The organism is Phyllobacterium ifriqiyense, from assembly GCF_030817885.1.
GTDB lineage: Bacteria > Pseudomonadota > Alphaproteobacteria > Rhizobiales > Rhizobiaceae > Phyllobacterium > Phyllobacterium ifriqiyense.
Genome location: NZ_JAUSZT010000003.1, coordinates 2490069 through 2507009 on the forward strand (window position 1 = coordinate 2490069; position 16941 = coordinate 2507009).

At 53.6% G+C, this 16941-nt stretch carries 15 protein-coding genes and 1 tRNA gene; 9 read left to right on the forward strand and 7 right to left on the reverse strand.

What is annotated here, in order from left to right; translation table 11 throughout:
• Nucleotide 1 precedes the first annotated feature (1 nt).
• Nucleotides 2-1399, forward strand: a complete 1398-nt coding sequence (lpdA, locus tag QFZ34_RS19820) for a dihydrolipoyl dehydrogenase (RefSeq protein ID WP_115055352.1) — start codon at nt 2-4, stop codon at nt 1397-1399.
• A 169-nt stretch (nt 1400-1568) separates the two neighbouring features.
• Here lpdA and trmFO read toward each other — a convergent pair whose 3' ends face one another.
• Together trmFO and QFZ34_RS19830 are read right to left on the reverse strand one after the other, a co-directional pair.
• On the reverse strand, nt 1569-2978 hold the full coding sequence (gene trmFO / locus QFZ34_RS19825) for a methylenetetrahydrofolate--tRNA-(uracil(54)-C(5))-methyltransferase (FADH(2)-oxidizing) TrmFO (RefSeq protein ID WP_307286505.1): 1410 nt from the start codon (nt 2976-2978) through the stop codon (nt 1569-1571).
• A gap of 87 nt (nt 2979-3065) precedes the next feature.
• Nucleotides 3066-4013 (reverse strand): aldo/keto reductase, encoded by a 948-nt coding sequence (locus QFZ34_RS19830; RefSeq protein ID WP_307284600.1) that lies wholly within the window; start codon nt 4011-4013, stop codon nt 3066-3068.
• 126 nt (nt 4014-4139) lie between these two features.
• Between QFZ34_RS19830 and QFZ34_RS19835 the strand changes: the two genes are divergently transcribed.
• Nucleotides 4140-4706: a hypothetical protein gene (locus QFZ34_RS19835; RefSeq protein WP_307284602.1), complete on the forward strand. Its 567-nt coding sequence runs from the start codon at nt 4140-4142 to the stop codon at nt 4704-4706.
• Nucleotides 4707-4858: 152 nt separating this feature from the next.
• On the opposite strand, the gene QFZ34_RS19840 is transcribed toward QFZ34_RS19835, so the two are convergent.
• The gene (locus QFZ34_RS19840) at nt 4859-5005 is read right to left on the reverse strand and encodes a DUF1127 domain-containing protein (RefSeq protein ID WP_081497128.1); all 147 of its coding nucleotides are present in this window, start codon (nt 5003-5005) and stop codon (nt 4859-4861) included.
• A 251-nt stretch (nt 5006-5256) separates the two neighbouring features.
• On the opposite strand from QFZ34_RS19840, the gene QFZ34_RS19845 reads away from it, so the two are divergent.
• From QFZ34_RS19845 to QFZ34_RS19860, 4 genes are all read left to right on the forward strand, one after another.
• Nucleotides 5257-6363 carry a DUF2157 domain-containing protein gene (locus QFZ34_RS19845; protein ID WP_307284604.1) on the forward strand — a complete coding sequence of 369 codons (1107 nt, stop codon included), beginning with the start codon at nt 5257-5259 and terminating at the stop codon, nt 6361-6363.
• Entirely contained in the window at nt 6363-6935 is a 573-nt protein-coding gene (locus tag QFZ34_RS19850; RefSeq protein ID WP_307284606.1) for a GDYXXLXY domain-containing protein, read from the forward strand. Before QFZ34_RS19845 ends, QFZ34_RS19850 begins: the two co-directional genes overlap by 1 nt.
• Before the next feature lie 120 nt (nt 6936-7055).
• Nucleotides 7056-7138: transfer RNA gene (locus QFZ34_RS19855), tRNA-Leu, on the forward strand.
• Between the two features lie 73 nt (nt 7139-7211).
• Nucleotides 7212-7733, forward strand: coding sequence for a GNAT family N-acetyltransferase (locus QFZ34_RS19860; RefSeq protein WP_307284608.1), 522 nt, complete (start codon nt 7212-7214; stop codon nt 7731-7733).
• Here the strand turns inward: QFZ34_RS19860 and QFZ34_RS19865 are convergent.
• Nucleotides 7723-8610, reverse strand: coding sequence for a LysR substrate-binding domain-containing protein (locus tag QFZ34_RS19865; RefSeq protein ID WP_307284610.1), 888 nt, complete (start codon nt 8608-8610; stop codon nt 7723-7725). The two genes, QFZ34_RS19860 and QFZ34_RS19865, sit on opposite strands and share 11 nt — an antisense overlap.
• A gap of 115 nt (nt 8611-8725) precedes the next feature.
• Between QFZ34_RS19865 and QFZ34_RS19870 the strand changes: the two genes are divergently transcribed.
• Nucleotides 8726-8932, forward strand: a complete 207-nt coding sequence (locus QFZ34_RS19870) for a hypothetical protein (RefSeq protein WP_307284612.1) — start codon at nt 8726-8728, stop codon at nt 8930-8932.
• A 53-nt stretch (nt 8933-8985) separates the two neighbouring features.
• Here QFZ34_RS19870 and QFZ34_RS19875 read toward each other — a convergent pair whose 3' ends face one another.
• Both QFZ34_RS19875 and QFZ34_RS19880 read right to left on the reverse strand, forming a co-directional pair.
• Nucleotides 8986-12150: an efflux RND transporter permease subunit gene (locus tag QFZ34_RS19875; RefSeq protein ID WP_115055338.1), complete on the reverse strand. Its 3165-nt coding sequence runs from the start codon at nt 12148-12150 to the stop codon at nt 8986-8988.
• Nucleotides 12147-13331, reverse strand: coding sequence for an efflux RND transporter periplasmic adaptor subunit (locus QFZ34_RS19880; protein WP_307284615.1), 1185 nt, complete (start codon nt 13329-13331; stop codon nt 12147-12149). Before QFZ34_RS19880 ends, QFZ34_RS19875 begins: the two co-directional genes overlap by 4 nt.
• A gap of 572 nt (nt 13332-13903) precedes the next feature.
• Here QFZ34_RS19880 and tig point away from each other — a divergent pair.
• On the forward strand, nt 13904-15328 hold the full coding sequence (gene tig / locus QFZ34_RS19885) for a trigger factor (RefSeq protein ID WP_307284617.1): 1425 nt from the start codon (nt 13904-13906) through the stop codon (nt 15326-15328).
• A 118-nt stretch (nt 15329-15446) separates the two neighbouring features.
• Complete coding sequence (locus QFZ34_RS19890; RefSeq protein WP_307284620.1) at nt 15447-16136, forward strand: class I SAM-dependent methyltransferase; 690 nt, start codon at nt 15447-15449, stop codon at nt 16134-16136.
• Here the strand turns inward: QFZ34_RS19890 and radC are convergent.
• On the reverse strand, nt 16133-16936 hold the full coding sequence (radC, locus tag QFZ34_RS19895; protein ID WP_307284622.1) for a RadC family protein: 804 nt from the start codon (nt 16934-16936) through the stop codon (nt 16133-16135). The genes QFZ34_RS19890 and radC overlap by 4 nt on opposite strands.
• Nucleotides 16937-16941: the final 5 nt, after the last annotated feature.

A 16941-nucleotide genomic window follows, 5' to 3' on the forward strand; every position in this document is an offset into this window, starting at 1 on the left:
CATGAAGGATATTTCCTGCAAACTGCTGGTCATTGGCGCCGGTCCGGGTGGCTATATCTGCGCTATTCGTGCCGGGCAGCTGAATGTTGATACGGTGATCGTTGAAGCGGCCAAGGTCGGCGGCACTTGCCTGATGGTCGGCTGCATACCCTCCAAGGCGTTGATTCACGCCGCTGATGAATTTGCAAAGGTTGCGCATTTTGCAGCAAATCAGACGCCTCTAGGCATATCCGTCAGCAATCCGGCAATCGATTTCACGCAAACTATCGCTTGGAAAGACGGAATTGTCAGCCGTTTGAACAACGGCGTAGCCGGACTTTTGAAGAAGGCCAATGTGAAGATCGTCACGGGCAGGGCAAAGTTCCGCGACGGAAAAACCGTCGAAGTGGAAACCCTGACGGGCCAGCAAATCATCCGCGCTGAAAACATTGTAATCGCAACAGGCTCTGCGCCCGTGGAGGTGCCTTCATTGCCATTTGGCGGCAATGTCATTTCATCCACCGAAGCTCTCTCACTTGAGACTGTGCCCGAAAAACTGGTGGTTGTGGGAGGTGGTTATATTGGCCTTGAGCTTGGCACTGCCTATGCCAAACTCGGATCAAAGGTCACTGTTGTTGAAGCGCAAGCAAAAATACTGCCGCAATATGATGCAGAGCTGACGCGGCCAATCGTGAAGAGTCTCAATAGCTTAGGTGTGACAGTTCTTACCGGAGTTAAAGCAAAAGGGGTGAGCGCCAAGGGTGATGCCCTGCTCATCGAAACGGCTGATGGCAAGGATGACAGGATTGCAGCGGATAAAATACTGGTAACTGTCGGCCGCAAGCCTGTGACCACCGGTTGGGGGCTTGAGGAAGTTGTTTTGGACATGGACGGAAAGTTTGTTCGCATTGACGACAAGTGCCGTACCTCGATGCGCGGCGTCTATGCCATCGGTGATGTGACAGGCGAGCCCATGCTGGCCCATCGTGCCATGGCACAAGGCGAGATGGTGGCAGAAATCGTCGCCGGGCATAATCGCAGCTGGGACAAGCGAGCCATTGCAGCTGTCTGCTTTACCGATCCGGAAATCGTGACTGTCGGCCTTTCGCCAGAAGAGGCAAAGCAGGCCGGGCACGAGGTCAAAATTGGTCTGTTCCCATTTGCTGCCAATGGCCGCGCCATGACACAAGAAGGCGAGGAGGGGTTTGTCCGTGTGGTTGCTGCTGCGGGCAATCATCTTGTATTGGGAATTCAGGCGGTTGGAACCGGAGTCTCCGAACTGTCAGCAGCGTTTGCACTGGCCTTGGAAATGGGCGCGCGCCTGGAAGATATAGCCGGGACAATCCACGCCCATCCAACACAGAGCGAGGGCTTCCAGGAAGCTGCGCTGAAAGCACTGGGACACGCGCTGCATATTTAAAGCACCTTTGCAAAAGCAATTTGCGTGCTTCGACAAGCTCAGCATGAGGAACGGGGTCTGATTGCAGAACGCTAAATCCTGCAATCTTTGGGACTATTATGCCAGGCGCAATGTCACCTCATGCTGAGCTTGTCGAAGCACGCAAAGCGCTACTGCTGAACAAATTGGGTTACTCAGCGGCCTCGGCGACAGCGGGCAGGCCAAGCCAGGCACGGCAATCTGCCAGTGCGCGGGCGCTCATGGCGCGTTTTTTGGCATTGGTCTTTTCCTTGCCACGCAAACGCTTGCCCTCAGAGACGGGCGCTTCAATCGGCGGGAATAACCCGTAATTAACATTCATTGGCTGGAATGAACGTTTGCCGGGTTCTTCATCCGATACGATATGCCCGCCGGTAATGTGTCCGAGCAGCGCGCCGAAAGCCGTTGTCAGAGGGGGCGGCGTGACTGGCTGACCCAAACGCTCGGCAATCATGAAACGGCCCGCCAAAAGACCGATGGCCGCGGATTCAACATAGCCTTCGCATCCCGTGATTTGTCCGGCAAACCGCAGTCCTTGCCGGGATTTCAGTTGCAAGGTCGGATCAAGCAAAATCGGTGAATTGAGGTAAGTGTTGCGATGCAGTCCACCCAGCCGGGCAAATTCGGCATTTTCAAGGCCCGGGATCATGCGGAATATGTCAGTCTGCGCGCCATATTTCAGCTTGGTCTGGAAACCGACCATATTATAGAGCGTGCCAAGCGCATTGTCCTGACGCAACTGCACCACCGCATAGGCTTTCACTGTCGGATTATGGGCGTTGGTCAGACCCATTGGCTTCATCGGTCCATGACGCAATGTCTCCGGTCCGCGTTCTGCCATGACCTCGATTGGCAGGCAGCCATCGAAATAGGGCGTGCCTTCCCATTCCTTGAATTCGGTCTTGTCGCCCGCAATCAATGCTTGAATGAAGGCTTCATATTGCTCCTTTGACATGGGGCAGTTGATATAGTCCTTGCCATTGCCGCCGGGGCCAACTTTGTCGTAGCGCGACTGGAACCAACAAATATTCATGTCGATGGAATCGAAATGCACGATCGGTGCAATCGCATCGAAAAAGGCGAGGGAATCGGCGCCCGTCTCATTGCCGATTGCTTCCGCCAATGAGGGCGCGGTCAGCGGACCTGTTGCAATAATGACTTTGTCCCACTCTGCCGGTGGCAGTCCGGTGACTTCCTCACGCGCAATGGTGATGAGCGGATGGGCTTCTATTTTTGCCGTAACGGCCTGTGCAAAGCCATCACGGTCAACCGCAAGCGCACTGCCGGCCGGAACCTGATGGGCATCGGCAGAGGCAATAATGAGTGAATTGGCCAGACGCATTTCCGCATGAAGCACGCCAACAGCATTAGTTTCGGCGTCATCGGAACGGAAGGAGTTGGAGCATACAAGCTCTGCAAGGTCCTGCGTTTTATGGGCATCTGTGCCGCGAACAGGACGCATTTCGTGCAGGATAACGGGAATGCCAGCCTCTGCGAGCTGCCATGATGCTTCGGAACCGGCGAGACCGCCGCCAATAATGTGTACGGGTTTATGTGACATGGCGCACCAATAGTCGTTTTGATTGCTGGCTTCAATGAAAAAGCCGTCACAGATGATTGTGACGGCTTTCATGACGCCTAGGGCAGATCAGGCGCTGGCAGTATCAAGCGTCGCCAAATCATCTTTGCTAAGTTCCATAGTGGCAGCCTTGATCAGACTATCAAGCTGTTCAAGCGATGTTGCACTGGCAATTGGTGCAGTTACGCCATCGCGGTGGATGATCCAGGCCAATGCGACTTCGGCCTGTTTTGCCTTATGCTTGGCGGATATATCATCAAGGGCTGCGAGGATACGATTTCCACGGGGGTTGAGATAATCCTTCACACCGCCGCCCCGCGGGCTTTTGCCAAGATCGGCTTCGCTGCGATATTTGCCGGACAGAAAGCCTTTCGCGAGACTGAAATATGTGATGACGCCGATATCTTCAGCCATACAGAGATCGCGCAGTGGGCCATCATAGCTTGCGCGATCGTAAAGGTTATATTCCGGCTGCAAAACATCGTAGCGATGCAGCCCCTTATTCTTGGCCACATCAAGCGATTTCCGCAATTGATCAGCGTCGAGATTGGAGCAGCCTATTGATTTGATTTTGCCAGCCTTGAGCAGCTTCTCGTGCGCGGCAAGGGTTTCTTCATATGGTGTGTCCGGATCCGGCCAATGCGAAAGATAAAGGTCAATTTCTTCAATCTGAAGCCGTTTCAAGGAGGCTTCGGCGGCCTTTGCAATGTAGGCGGGAGACAAATCCTTCTTGCCTTGTCCCATATCGGAGCCAACCTTGGTGATTATCACCACCTTGTCGCGGGATTTGCGTTCTTTCATCCATTCGCCGATTATGGTTTCGGACTCGCCACCTTCATTGCCCGGCACCCAGCGCGAATAAGCATCCGCAGTATCAATGGCGTTGAGGCCCGCATCAACGAACCGATCAAGCAGATCGAAGGAAGTTTTCTTGTCGGCGGTCCAGCCGAAGACGTTTCCGCCAAAGACCAATGGAGCGATAGTGAGGCCCGTACGGCCAAGACGACGTTGTTCCATGATGAACTCCCGGGGATTATTGAGGTGGGAGCTTGAATGTAGGACGTGACGATGCGGGTTTCCACCCCGTCATTGCAAACACAATTTCTTCAACAGGCCGAAAGGCAACTTCTGATATATTCTCTCATGATGAGATATGCCTTTCTTATTTTGCCCGCTGCCATTGCCTGGGCATGCGTATCAAACGCCAATGCGCAAACATTCAGCGTTTGCCATGGCTATGGCTGTACGTTCAAAACCAGTGTGACGCTTTCTCCTGCCGATCGCGGCAGAATCGCGTCAATCATGAAGAGCGGAGGCAAGTCGGCACAAGCCGAGCGGGCTGCGGTGCGGCGCGCTGTGCAGATATTTGAGCGTCGCAGCGCTCAAATAATCGGTATCCGGGATCGCCCGAAAATGGATTTTGGCCAAGGGCGCGAGAGAGGCCAGATGCATTGCGTCGACGAGGCAGCCAATACAGGCGGCTTCCTCAGCTATTTGCAGCGCGCCGGGCTGTTGCGCCACCACACAGTGGGAAACAGGGATTCACGCGGGAGTTTCCTTGATGGCCGCTATCCGCATTTCACCGCAGTGTTGCGGGATCGCTCGGGTACATCCTGGGCCGTCGACTCCTGGTACGAACCAGCAGGAGGGGCGCCAGATGTGATGCGTTTGTCGGAATGGAAAGAGCGGGGTTATGGCGGGCAGCGCTGATGTCTCAGCGCATCCTACAAACAACAACACCCACCGCGGGAGGAGGTGCGGTGGGTGTCGTTATATAAAGACCGGCTGGGAGGAGGAGTGCCGGGCTTTGATCGCGGGAGGCTTTGGGAGGAGGTAAAGCCCCGGCGATATTCGTCAAACTATTAACGTACTGCGGACTTCTTGGCGACGAACGGAATGTCCGAACGGGCAATGCCCAGATCGCTAAGTTCGCGGGTCGACAGACGGTTCAATTCAGTAACCGTGTCGCGATAACGGCGCCAGTTGCTGTAAGAGCGGATAAGGTTCATTTCAATCACCACTTCGGTTGTTGTTTGGTTGATCACTCTTGATCGTTGTACTGAAGATAGTGCAGCCCATGCAGAATTTGCAGAGACAAGATTGCAGATCAGCTATGCATATGTTGCATCGCATCATTAATCGATTTTAATTGCTGCGGCGCACAAATGTCAAAATCGCGATCGGTTCGGCACTGCGGTGGCAATTGCGTTTTTCCTGTCGCTGGCGTTATTTGAATCCCTGTACGACTCAGGAGCACTTCGTGGCATTTTCGATCGGCATCAAAAAACACATTACCCGCTGGCAGCAGGCAGGTCTGATAGACGAGGTGACAGCCGATCTTTTGCGCAAGGACGTAGAGAAAACCCGCTCCGGCTTTGGCCTTGGCGGGATTCTTGCGGTGCTCGGCGCAGTTCTCTTGGGTGCTGCCATCATTTCGCTCGTCGCGGCAAATTGGGAAGTAATGCCGCGCCTTGTTCGCGTCGTGATGATCATCTTGGTGCTATGGATCGGCTATGTTGGCGGCGCATGGCGGGCGAGCCTCGGCGATAATCGTTTTAGTCAGGCGCTCTATCTGATTGCTGCAATCACCTTTGGAGCCGGTATAGCGCTCATCGGGCAGATGTATCATTTATCAGGCGATGCAACGGAAGCCGCCTTGCTTTGGACTGCGGGAACAATGGTTGCGGCGCTTTTGCTACGCTCGCCTGTGTTGGTCGCAACCGGGGTAGCGATAACTGCGCTCTACCTTTTCATGGTTTTGGATACCAATGACTCGCACACCTATAGCTGGCTTCTGCCGGTATTGCTTTTCATCAGTGCGGGACTTGTCTGGTATACCAAGGCGCAGATCGCCCGCCATTTTATCGCGCTTGTACTGATGGCCTATGTTTTCGCCCTTTATGATGATTTGAGCGGTGATTGGATATTGTGGCTCGCCGCTATGGCGGGCGGGGCGCTCTTTCTTGGCGATGCGCTGTCGACTGCAGTGCTGCAACGGCTCACCGGCTGGAGCAAGGCAATCGGCGCTTACGGGTTTCTGATGCTTCTTCTGGTGCTGAGCTATTTTCAGTTTGATCGCTTCGATAGTGAAGTAAGCGATCAGGTCATTATCGGCTTTGGTATATTGGCCTGTGCGATTGCCGGGCTGGTTCTCTCCGGTTATCGCAATCTTGCCGTCAGATGGATGTCTTACACCGTATTTTCGCTCGAAGTGCTTTATCTGGCATTCAAGACGATAGGGACGCTTATCGGAACCGCGAGCTTCTTCTTGAGTGCGGGCGTGCTGGTATTGCTGCTTGCCGCCTTTGTTGTGCGCATGGAGCGGCGGCTGCAAAAGAAGATTGCGCAAGCGGAAGGAGCCGCCTGATGTTCACTGGCAAGCGCATTATCTGGCTGGGTATTATCGTCGCCTTGCTGCAATCGGGCGCTTTATACGCAATGGTTGAGCAGCGCGCATCCATCCTGCGGAGCGGCAAAGACGTGATCCTGCTAAGCCAGCCCATTGATCCCCGGGATTTCCTGCGCGGAGACTATGTGATCCTCTCCTATGATATCTCCAATGTCAGCATCGACAAGATATCCGGTACGCGCCCGGACGCGAAGGGCCTCATTAACGTCTATGTCACACTGGTCAAAGGGGCAGATGAGCGTTGGAACTTTGCAAGTGCTTCGTGGCAGGCCCGCACTGACCTGAAGCCCGATGAAGTGCAGCTTCGGGGACGTACGCCAAACTACGCCTATTTTGCTTCGGACAACACCTATCATGTCGATTATGGCATTGAGCGCTATTACGTTCCGGAAGGTCAGGGCCTGGCAATCGAAGAACAGCAGCGCGAGAGAAAGATCGATGTCGTTATTGCTGTATCGAATGAGGGAGACGCCCAGATACGGGCTTTAAGAAGCGATGGAAAGGTTCTCTACGAGGAACCCCTCTATTAGAAATAAGCGGGAAATTACGGGTTTGAAATAATAGTGTCGATTACCCGGCTTTTTCCTTTGACCCTCAGAAAGACGGTGCTATAGAGACCCGCGCTTGAGGTTCGGCTACGTGCCTCGGATGCGGATATGGCGAAATTGGTAGACGCACCAGATTTAGGTTCTGGCGGGAGACCGTGGGGGTTCGAGTCCCTCTATCCGCACCACAATCTTTCCAAACACAATTGAGAATAAGGCACTGGACAGATAAACTCGCGTGCATGTGGGGGAAACCTGATCATGATTGAAACAAGCCGCCTTTTGTTGCGCCCGCAACGTATTGAGGATTTCGAACTCTATAAGGCGATATGGATCAATGATCCCAACCTAAGCGAGGGTGTTCAAGTCTTGCCCGGACTTACCGATGAGCAAAGCTGGGACAGGCTGCTGCGCTGGATCGGGCATTGGAACGTTTTTGGCTATGGTCCGCTTCTGGTCATCGACCGTCAAACCGGGGAGCTGGTCGGAGAAACGGGGGTGGCAAGGTTTCACCGCGCCAATGGCCCGGCTTTCGACGGAGTTCCGGAGGCATTGTGGAGGATCAAATATACCCGCCATGGCCAAGGCCTGGCGTCAGAAGCAGCGTACGCGGCCTTGCAATGGTACGATGCCCGGAAAATATCCGAGCGAACCGTTTGCATGATTGATCATTGGAACGACACTTCGTTAAAGCTGGCCGGAAAACTCGGGTTCAACGAGTTTTCACGTGCAATCTACAAGGACAGTGATGTCGTGTTGCTTGATCGTATCGTCAAAACTTAGTGTTGCATGAGCAGTCTATGATCCAGTCCCGAAAGAACTTCACCTTGGCTGGCAATTGCCCGGCTTCGGGATAGACCAGATAATAATTAGTGCCGGTTGAGGCTTCGATATCGAAAAGCTTTACCAGCGTGCCCGACTCTATTTCATTCTGGAAAAAAGCTGAAGAAACCAGTCCGACGCCGCCGCCGGACAATGCCAATCCGCCGATAATCTGCTGGGTATCAATCGTTACCCCGGGTTTGGTCATGGTCAATGGCCCTTCGACACCTGCTTGGCGAAACCAGACGGGCCACCAATTATCGTCTGGCGTGATCAGATGACATTGCAGGAGGTCTGCCGGTGTTTGCGGTCTGCCATATCGTTCAAGATAGGCGGGGCTGGCCAAGGGTGTGAAACCGCCCGATAAAAGCCGATGTGAGGTCAAGCCTGGCCAATTTCCACGACCGAGCCGGATGCCGCAGTCGATTCCCTCACTGGAAAAATCAACCAAGCGGGAGGAAATATCGAAGCGCACCGAAACCTCGGGATGCAGGTTTTGAAAATCGGTAATGCGCGGCGTCAGCCAATTGCTGGCAAATGTATGGATGACTGAAATAACCAGCACGGAATTTTGTTCTTCGCGAATGGCGCGGAATGTCTCGCCCATATCAGCCAAAGCTCTGCGTATCACCGGCGCTATTACTTCGCCCTTCGGCGTCAAGGTAACGCCGCGTGCGCGGCGCTGAAACAAGGGCGTACCGGCAAAATCTTCCAGCAATTTGATCTGATAGCTGACGGCCGATTGGGTCATGTTGAGCTCATCGGCTGCTTTCGTAAAGTTCTGCAGCCGCGCAACACTATCAAAAACCCGGATAGAACCAAGAGGAAGTGACGTCATGTCGAGCCATTAAATCTATTGATGTCTAATCATCAAATTCGCGTTGGTATGCCTGTTAATAAGATAATACATCTGTCCACACAACAGGACAGTTAATAGCTTGATGGAGAGTGTCATGACCGAATTGCGATTATTCGGATTGAGTTCGCTTGCGGTTTTTTGGGCGGGCTTTTCCAAGCAGACTTCAGTGCCGGCAGGCGACCCTGGGGATTTGAATGCCTATATGCTGCGCGACATCAATCTTACGCCAAGCGAGCGTGCCGCATTCACATATAAGATGCGCGATATGCTTTCACCGGCGTACAGATATCGTCTCCCATAGAATATTGAAGCCAATGCAAAAGCGCGGGGCAGTTAAGGCCCCGCGCTTTTATTTTAATGCGCTGCGGCTTGTTCTGCCGCAGGTTTCGGTTTGCGCCGGAAGGATCTGAGCACGACGTAGAACACCGGTGTCAGGAACAGACCGAAGAATGTAACCCCAAGCATTCCGGAGAACACCGCTGTTCCGAGCGACTGACGCATTTCCGCACCGGGCCCAGTTGCAATCATCAAAGGCACAACGCCAAAGATGAAGGCAAAGGCGGTCATCAGGATCGGACGCAGGCGCAAGCGGCTGGCTTCGATCGCTGCTTCTACCGGGTTTGCGCCTTCTTCTTCGTGTTGACGGGCAAACTCCACAATAAGAATGGCGTTTTTCGCCGCCAGACCAATGAGAACCACGAGCCCGATTTGCGTGAGGATATTATTGTCCATCCCGCGCAACGCCACGCCTATCAGCGCCGCAAGGACAGCCAGTGGAACAATCAGGATAATTGCGAGCGGCAATACCCAACTTTCATACTGGGCTGAAAGGGCCAGGAACACGAAGATGACAGACAGGGCGAAGATAAACACCGCCGTATTGCCGGTCGCGCGTTCCTGAAAGGCAAGTTCCGTCCAATTGAACGATGTGCCTTGTGGCAGCGTTTTGGCGGCCAGCGCTTCCATTTGATCAAGAGCTGCGCCGGTCGATACACCGGGAGCAGCATTGCCCTGCAACGGTACGGATACGTACATATTGTAGCGCTGCACGAGCGACGGCCCTGTAGTGTCCCTGATCTCGATCAACGTGCCAAGTGGAACAAGCGCTCCCGTGGCTGATCGTACCTTCAGGTTCAAAATATCCTGCCGGTCGAGGCGGTATTGTTGATCCGCCTGCGCACGAACTTGATAAACGCGCCCGAAAGCATTGAAATCATTGACATATGATGTTCCAAGATTTGTCGAAAGCGTTTCGAAAATGCTCGGAATGGGCACATTAAGCGCTCTTGCCTTGTCCCGGTCTACTTCAAGGAAGTATTGCGGGCTGGAGGCAGAGAAGGTGGTGAAAACGCCGGTTACACCCGGTGTCTGTGCGGCTTCGCCCATCATCTGATAGGCCAGGGCGAGCACGCGGCGCATGTCGGAGCTGTCACGGTCCAGCAGCTGCATCTTGAAGCCGCCGGAATTGCCTATACCGCTGATGGCGGGTGGAGGAACGGCAATGATGAAGGCTTCCTGAATACTTTGCAGACTGCCATAAAGCTGACCAATAATCTGGTTGGCGTTATGACCTTCCTCCAGGCGATTTTCGAAGGAGTCGAAGGCGGCGAAAACCACGCCGGAGTTTGACGCATTGGTGAAAGTCGCGCCGTTAAAGCCAGAGAAGGCGACGGCATTTTTCACACCCGGCACGTCCCGAACGATCTTTGAAACCTTTTCAATGACTGCATCGGTTCTATTGAGAGACGCACCGTCAGGCAACTGTACCACGACGATGGCGTACCCCTGATCCATGGTCGGGATAAAGCCGCGTGGAACAGCGGTTGCCATATACCATGTGGCGACAAGCAACCCGACAAAGACAAGCAGGGAGGCCGTGATACCAATGGCTGAACTGACGAGGTGGCGAATGACCCAAGAGTAGCCATTCGCCATCTTGTCAAAGCCGGTATTGAAGCCATTGGCCATGGCCCGGCCCAAACGGGCAACCGGGTTTTTCGATTCGCTGTGGTTGTGTGGCCGCAGCACAATCGCAGCAAGCGCTGGCGAAAGCGTCAGCGAGTTAAGAGCGGAGATTGCCGTTGCCACTGCGATTGTGATCGCAAATTGCAGGTAGAATTGCCCCGTAATGCCGGGAATGAAAGCAGTCGGTACGAAGACCGCAATCAGCACCAGCGAAATGGCAATAACGGCGGTGCCGACCTCGTCCATAGTGACGTGCGAGGCTTCCTTGGGCGTCATGCCGGCTGCAAGGTTTCGTTCGACATTTTCGACAACCACAATGGCGTCATCGACGACAATGCCGATAGCAAGGACCAATCCAAACAATGTGAGCATATTGAGCGAGAAGCCGAAGGCGAGCAGCAATGCCAGCGTTCCGATAAGGGAGACGGGAATTGCGACAATCGGTATGATCGCGGTGCGCCACGATTGCAGGAAGACAAGGACGACGAGCGCCACGAGAATGACGGCTTCAATGATCGTTTTGTACACCTCATTGATCGATTCCGCGATGAACTCGGTGGGGTTGTAAACGATATCGTAGGTCAGCCCGTCAGGAAAATCCTTCTTGAGTTCCTCCATTGTGCTTCGGATTGAATCCGCAGCAGCAAGGGCATTGGTGCCCGGGCGGCTGAAAATACCCAAGGCCACTGCCGGATTGCCGTTCAGATAGGAGTTGGTGACATAATCCTTGGCACCAAGTTCGATGCGCGCCACATCCTGCAACTGCACGAGGCGCCCGCTTTCTGTCGCCTTGACGATGACGTAGCGGAACTGCCGGGCATCACTGAAGCGGCCCTCAGTGGTGACAGTATATTGAAACGCATTGGTGCCGGAGGTTGGCGGACCGCCAATGGAACCGCCCGAAACTTGCACGTTCTGATCTCGCAGCGATTGCACAACATCACTTGATGTCATGCCATAGGCTGAGAGTTTCTCAGGGTCGAGCCAGATACGCAGCGAGTATTCTCGCTCACCGAAGATGATCAGATCGCCGACGCCATCCAGACGCAACAACACGTCGCGAACGCGCGAGCGTGCATAATTGGAGGCGTAAAGCTGATCATAACGACCATTTGGCGAAAGAATATGCACAACCATCATGAGATCAGGCGAGCTTTTGGTGGTGGTGATACCAAGACGTCTGACTTCTTCCGGAAGGCGCGGCTCCGCAATGGACACGCGGTTCTGTACAAGAACCTGCGCCTTATCGAGATCTGTTCCCAGCCGAAATGTCACGGTCAATGCCATGGAGCCATCGGCCGTGGAATAGGAGGACATATACAACATGCCCTCAACGCCGTTGATTTCCTGCTCGATTGGCGTCGCCACCGTGTTGGCAATGGTTTCAGCGTCGGCGCCCGGATAGGAAGTGCGGATGACAATGGTTGGCGGGGCTATTTCGGGGTACTGCGCAACTGGCAGCTGTGTGTAAGCTATGCCGCCGACAATCAGCAAGACAATCGAAAGAACGCTCGCAAAGATCGGCCGGTCGACGAAAAAGTGCGCGAATCTCATTGCGCAGCCTCCGGCGCTCTGGTCGCGTCAGCCGTTACAGCTTCCGGTGGTAGCACCACCAGTTCCGGCTTGACTTTTACGCCGGGGCGAATCCGCATCAGGCCATTCACCACAATGGTTTCATCGCCCGTCATTCCGGAGCGGATCACGCGGTAGCCATGAAGCTTCGGTCCAAGGCGAACCGGCTTCGGGGTTACAGTGCCATCTTCGCTGACTGTGAAGACGATGCGTTCATTTTGGTCAGAGCCGATTGCTTCATCCGGGATCAAAATACCCTTATAGGTATTGGATGCGGCAACATCGACGCGGCCGAACAGGCCTGGCTGCAAAACAAAATTCGGATTGCTGAAGCGGGCGCGAACGCGCATTGTGCCCGTCTGGTCATCCAGACGATTTTCCGCGAAATCAACCTTGCCCTTTACGGGCGGCTCGGCGGAATCGGTAAGCCGGACGGTGACTTCCAGACCGGAGGCGCCTTCCTGCAAGGTGCTGCCGTTTTCACGAGCGGTGCGTGCATAGGAAAGCAGGTTACGCTCATCGACATTGAAGTAAAAATCAATCGGGTCGAGTGAGACGATTGTCGTAAGGATCGTCTGGTCTGGCTGAACGAGATTGCCAACGGAGATCAGGCGGCGATCAATGCGCCCGCTCAAGGGGGCTGTTATCTTTGTATATTCAAGATCAAGCTGCGCACGGGCAAGAGCTGCCTCTGCGCCGCGGACATTTGCCTGAGCCGAAATGAAGTCGCGGCGCCTGTCATCGAGTTGCGAAGCGGAAAGCGTGCCGTTTGCAGCCAATGACTCGGTGCGCTTAAATTGCGCTTCGGCATAGACAAGCGTGGTCTTTGACACTTCGAGCGAGGCCTGCGCCTGCGACAGGGCGGTTTCGAAAGGTCGCTGGTCGATTGTAAAAAGCGGATCGCCTTTTTTAACCAGCGCACCATCTGTAAATTCGATCTTGTCGAGATATCCGGCGACGCGGGAACGTATGGATACTTCATCAACAGGTTCAAAGCGGCCAATGAATTCGTCGCTGTCAACGACATCACGGACGACCGGCTTGGCGACCGATACCGGCGGGGGAGGTGGCGGGGCCGCTGCTTCCTGGGCAAATGAAGCACCAGAGGACAGAAGAGCGGCTGTCAAACCAACCTTGATTATTGTTAAAAGTGATCGTGACAAAGGGTAGGCCTCCATGACAGTAAGACGTCCCACGCGTGTCGCAAAGGTGTGTCAGCAATGCTGAAACGGTATCAACTTTGATCAGTCTTTGCGGACGATAAGGTCGAGTAGAGCGAAGTCACATAATGCTGGCGGGGAGCGTTTACGAGAGGGCTCTGCACAATTTTAACATAGTGCAGCCATAATTGACCTATCCGAAAATCCCCACATGAATAGATTTGCATAGTTCCATTTTCTTGTCACCCTGCAATCTCAGGCCGTAGCGGCACCAAACAATGCTATTTTGCCAGCCTGCATGGCAGTGCCATTGATTTTTATACCCGAGCCGAGTAAAGGGAGCGACCAGTCGGTGAAGGTGCGATTTCTCACCCAACTTTGTGCCACAGTCTGTGATACAATGCGTGGCATAAATCGAGAGTTGAGTTGGAAATACGGCAATAGAATCAGCGTGGATGGCCAAGCAAAAATTGCTCATCCGCACCCGAAGCCACATAGGCAACAGTTTTTCTCCCGCAATTTGGCGAACGAGCCGGCGACGGCGGGACAAATGTTAAAAAAGTGAAGGTTTGGACATGCAGGTTACTGAAACGCTCAATGAAGGGCTGAAGCGCGAGATCAAGGTCGTTGTTCCGGCCAAGGATCTGGAAGCAAAGCTTTCCGAACGCCTCCAGGGTGCCAGCGCAAAGGCGCGCATCAATGGCTTCCGTCCCGGCAAGGTGCCAATGAGCCACCTTCGCAAGATGTATGGCAAGTCATTCATGGCTGAAGTCGTCAATGAAATCCTGAGCGATTCTTCGCGCACCATTCTTTCGGATCGCAACGAAAAGTCGGCTACCCAGCCTGAAGTCGTCATGACCGAAGACGAAAAGGAAGCTGACAAGGTTCTTTCCGGCGAAGCCGACTTTGAATTCTCGCTTAATTATGAAGTTCTGCCAGCGATTGAAATCAAAGACACTTCCAAGATCAGCATTACCCGCGAGATCGTTGACGTTTCCGATGAGGAAGTCGAAGAGCAGGTTAAGCGTGTTGCAAGCTCTGCCCAGACCTTCGAACCAAAGAAGGGCAAGGCTGAAAGCGGCGATCGCGTTACCATGGATTATCTCGGCAAGGTCGATGATGTTCCTTTCGACGGTGGTGCAGATAGCGATGCAACATTGGTTCTTGGCTCCGGCCAGTTCATTCCAGGCTTCGAAGATCAATTGATCGGCGTAAAAGCTGGCGATGAAAAGCAGATCAAGGTTACTTTCCCGGCTGAATACCAGGCTGCTCATCTTGCAGGCAAGGACGCTACCTTCGACATCACTGTCAAGGAAGTTGCAAAGCCAGGCGAACTCGAAATCAACGACGAAACCGCAAAGAAGCTCGGCATTGAAAGCGCTGATCGTCTGCGTCAGGTTATTCGCGAGCAGATCGAGAGCCAATACGGTTCTTTCACACGCCAGAAAGTGAAGCGTCAGATTCTGGATGCGCTGGATGGCGAATACCAGTTCGAGTCGCCAGAACGTCTGATCAATGCCGAGTTCAACAATATCTGGGCTCAGATCGGTCAGGACCTTGCGCAGGCTGGCAAGACCTTTGAAGACGAAGATACAACGGAAGAAGAAGCACGCGCCGAATATCGCAAGCTTGCTGAACGCCGCGTTCGTCTTGGCCTCGTTCTTTCGGAAATCGGCAACAAGGCCGGTATCGAAGTAACCGAAGAAGAAATGCAGCGCGCCGTTTACGATCAGGTTCGTCAGTATCCTGGTCAGGAACAGCAGATTTATGAATTCTTCCGCAAGACACCGGAGGCGATCAACAATCTTCGCGCTCCGATCTTCGAAGAGAAGGTGGTTGACCACCTGCTCGCCAGCATCAATGTCACCGACAAGAAGGTGACCAAGGAAGAGTTGATGGCTGAAGACGAGTCGGAAGAAAAGTCCGGCGAAGCCAAGAAGCCTGCCAAAAAGGCAGCGCCAAAAAAGGCAGCCAAGAAGAAGACTGAAGACGAAGCGTAAGCTTCTCGGTAAGCGGCTTATCGCCAGTTAAGAAAAACGGCTCCGCATTGCGGGGCCGTTTTTCTTTCCATCCCAGGGCGATAGCCTAGTTTAATATTTACAGCCCAGAAAGTTGAAATTGAAAAAACCCAAATTGGCTCACCTCGGCGCCCCCTTGGCTGATCCACGCGCTTTCATTTTGGAGAACCTGCATATTCTGCCCACTCCTGCTGTGGCGGAGATATTGCTCTATACGGCGCATCCAGCAAGCGGATTGGGTAAACTTGGAAATCAAGACATATATGGCAATGATCATCCGCCATACTGGGCCTATCGCTGGGCGGGCGGGACAGTTTTAGCCCGGTATATTTTAGACCATCCGGCAATGGTCGCGGGCTTGCATGTGCTCGATTTGGGGGCAGGTTCCGGAATTGTTGGAATTGCGGCTGCCAAAGCGCAAGCAACCACAGTGGTGTGCGTCGATACTGATCCTTACGCTGCTATAGCGAGCCGTATGAATGCAGCGGTTAATGCGGTGAACATCGACACAATTTGTAAGGACATTCTCGACGATGATCCGCCAGAGGTGGATATGATTGCTGTGGGTGACTTATTCTATGCGTCAGATATTGCCGGAAGGGTCGTTTCCTATCTCGACAGATGCACCACCGCGGGTATCAAAGTGCTCATAGGTGATCCCGGAAGAGAATATCTGCCTCACCACCGCTTGCGCATCTTATCAAAATATTCAGTGCCCGATTTTGGCAATGGCAGCGCCGCTTCGACGGACACAAGTGCGGTCTATTTGTTTGAAAGTAAGCCAGCCTAAAAGAGGCCAAGCCCTTTCAGGCTGGCGTGCCCGCTTTTGCCGATAATGATGTGATCGTGCACGACAATACCCATCTGTGTGCCGATATTGGCGATTGTCTTTGTCATCTCAATATCAGCTTTCGATGGTGTCGGATCGCCGGAGGGATGGTTGTGTGCAAGAATGATAGCACTGGCAGAGAGCTGTAAGGCGCGAGCAATAACCTCGCGCGGATAAACAGGCGTGTGGTCGACAGTGCCCACCTGTTGGACCTCGTCGGCGATAAGGGCGTTCTTCTTGTCCAGAAACAAGACGCGAAATTGTTCCCGTGACTCATAAGCCATTGCTGCGACACAATAATCCATGACTTTGGCCCATGAACCAAGCACGATCTTATCGCGAATTTCGCTGCGGATCATCCTGTGGGTGAGGGCGGAGACGAATTTAAGGTCGAAGGCAATAGCTGGACCGCAACCCTTGACCTCACGCAAGAGGTGCTCAGGTGCCCCAAGGACTTCTGCCAGAGAGCCGAAGCGCGCAATGAGTGCCTTCGCCAAAGGTTTTGTGTCACCCTGTCTTATGGAGCGATAGAGCAACATTTCCAGCATTTCATAATCGGCAAAGCCGACGTGGCCGACGCTTTGAAACCGCTCCTTCATGCGTTCGCGATGTCCGACGTAGTGCGGAATGGGTTCGACTTCGGCCGACTGCGGCTGTGCGTTGCGCGAGGTCCTGTTTATATCAACGGCAGGTTGTTCTGAGGAGAGTTTTGCGGAAGTTTCGTTGAGGAAGAAGGTCAGGTTGGGCTTTTCTTCACTCATACGGC

Bases quoted from the DNA above. Each gene is read 5' to 3' on its own strand.
- QFZ34_RS19875 (WP_115055338.1), bottom strand. From the start codon at position 12,150: ATGAGATTCGCGCACTTTTTCGTCGACCGGCCGATCTTTGCGAGCGTT.
- QFZ34_RS19840 (WP_081497128.1), bottom strand. From the start codon at position 5,005: ATGAACCTTATCCGCTCTTACAGCAACTGGCGCCGTTATCGCGACACG.
- lpdA (WP_115055352.1), top strand. From the start codon at position 2: ATGAAGGATATTTCCTGCAAACTGCTGGTCATTGGCGCCGGTCCGGGT.
- radC (WP_307284622.1), bottom strand. From the start codon at position 16,936: ATGAGTGAAGAAAAGCCCAACCTGACCTTCTTCCTCAACGAAACTTCC.
- QFZ34_RS19835 (WP_307284602.1), top strand. From the start codon at position 4,140: ATGATGAGATATGCCTTTCTTATTTTGCCCGCTGCCATTGCCTGGGCA.
- QFZ34_RS19850 (WP_307284606.1), top strand. From the start codon at position 6,363: ATGTTCACTGGCAAGCGCATTATCTGGCTGGGTATTATCGTCGCCTTG.
- tig (WP_307284617.1), top strand. From the start codon at position 13,904: ATGCAGGTTACTGAAACGCTCAATGAAGGGCTGAAGCGCGAGATCAAG.
- QFZ34_RS19865 (WP_307284610.1), bottom strand. From the start codon at position 8,610: ATGACGTCACTTCCTCTTGGTTCTATCCGGGTTTTTGATAGTGTTGCG.
- trmFO (WP_307286505.1), bottom strand. From the start codon at position 2,978: ATGTCACATAAACCCGTACACATTATTGGCGGCGGTCTCGCCGGTTCC.
- QFZ34_RS19860 (WP_307284608.1), top strand. From the start codon at position 7,212: ATGATTGAAACAAGCCGCCTTTTGTTGCGCCCGCAACGTATTGAGGAT.
- QFZ34_RS19830 (WP_307284600.1), bottom strand. From the start codon at position 4,013: ATGGAACAACGTCGTCTTGGCCGTACGGGCCTCACTATCGCTCCATTG.
- QFZ34_RS19870 (WP_307284612.1), top strand. From the start codon at position 8,726: ATGACCGAATTGCGATTATTCGGATTGAGTTCGCTTGCGGTTTTTTGG.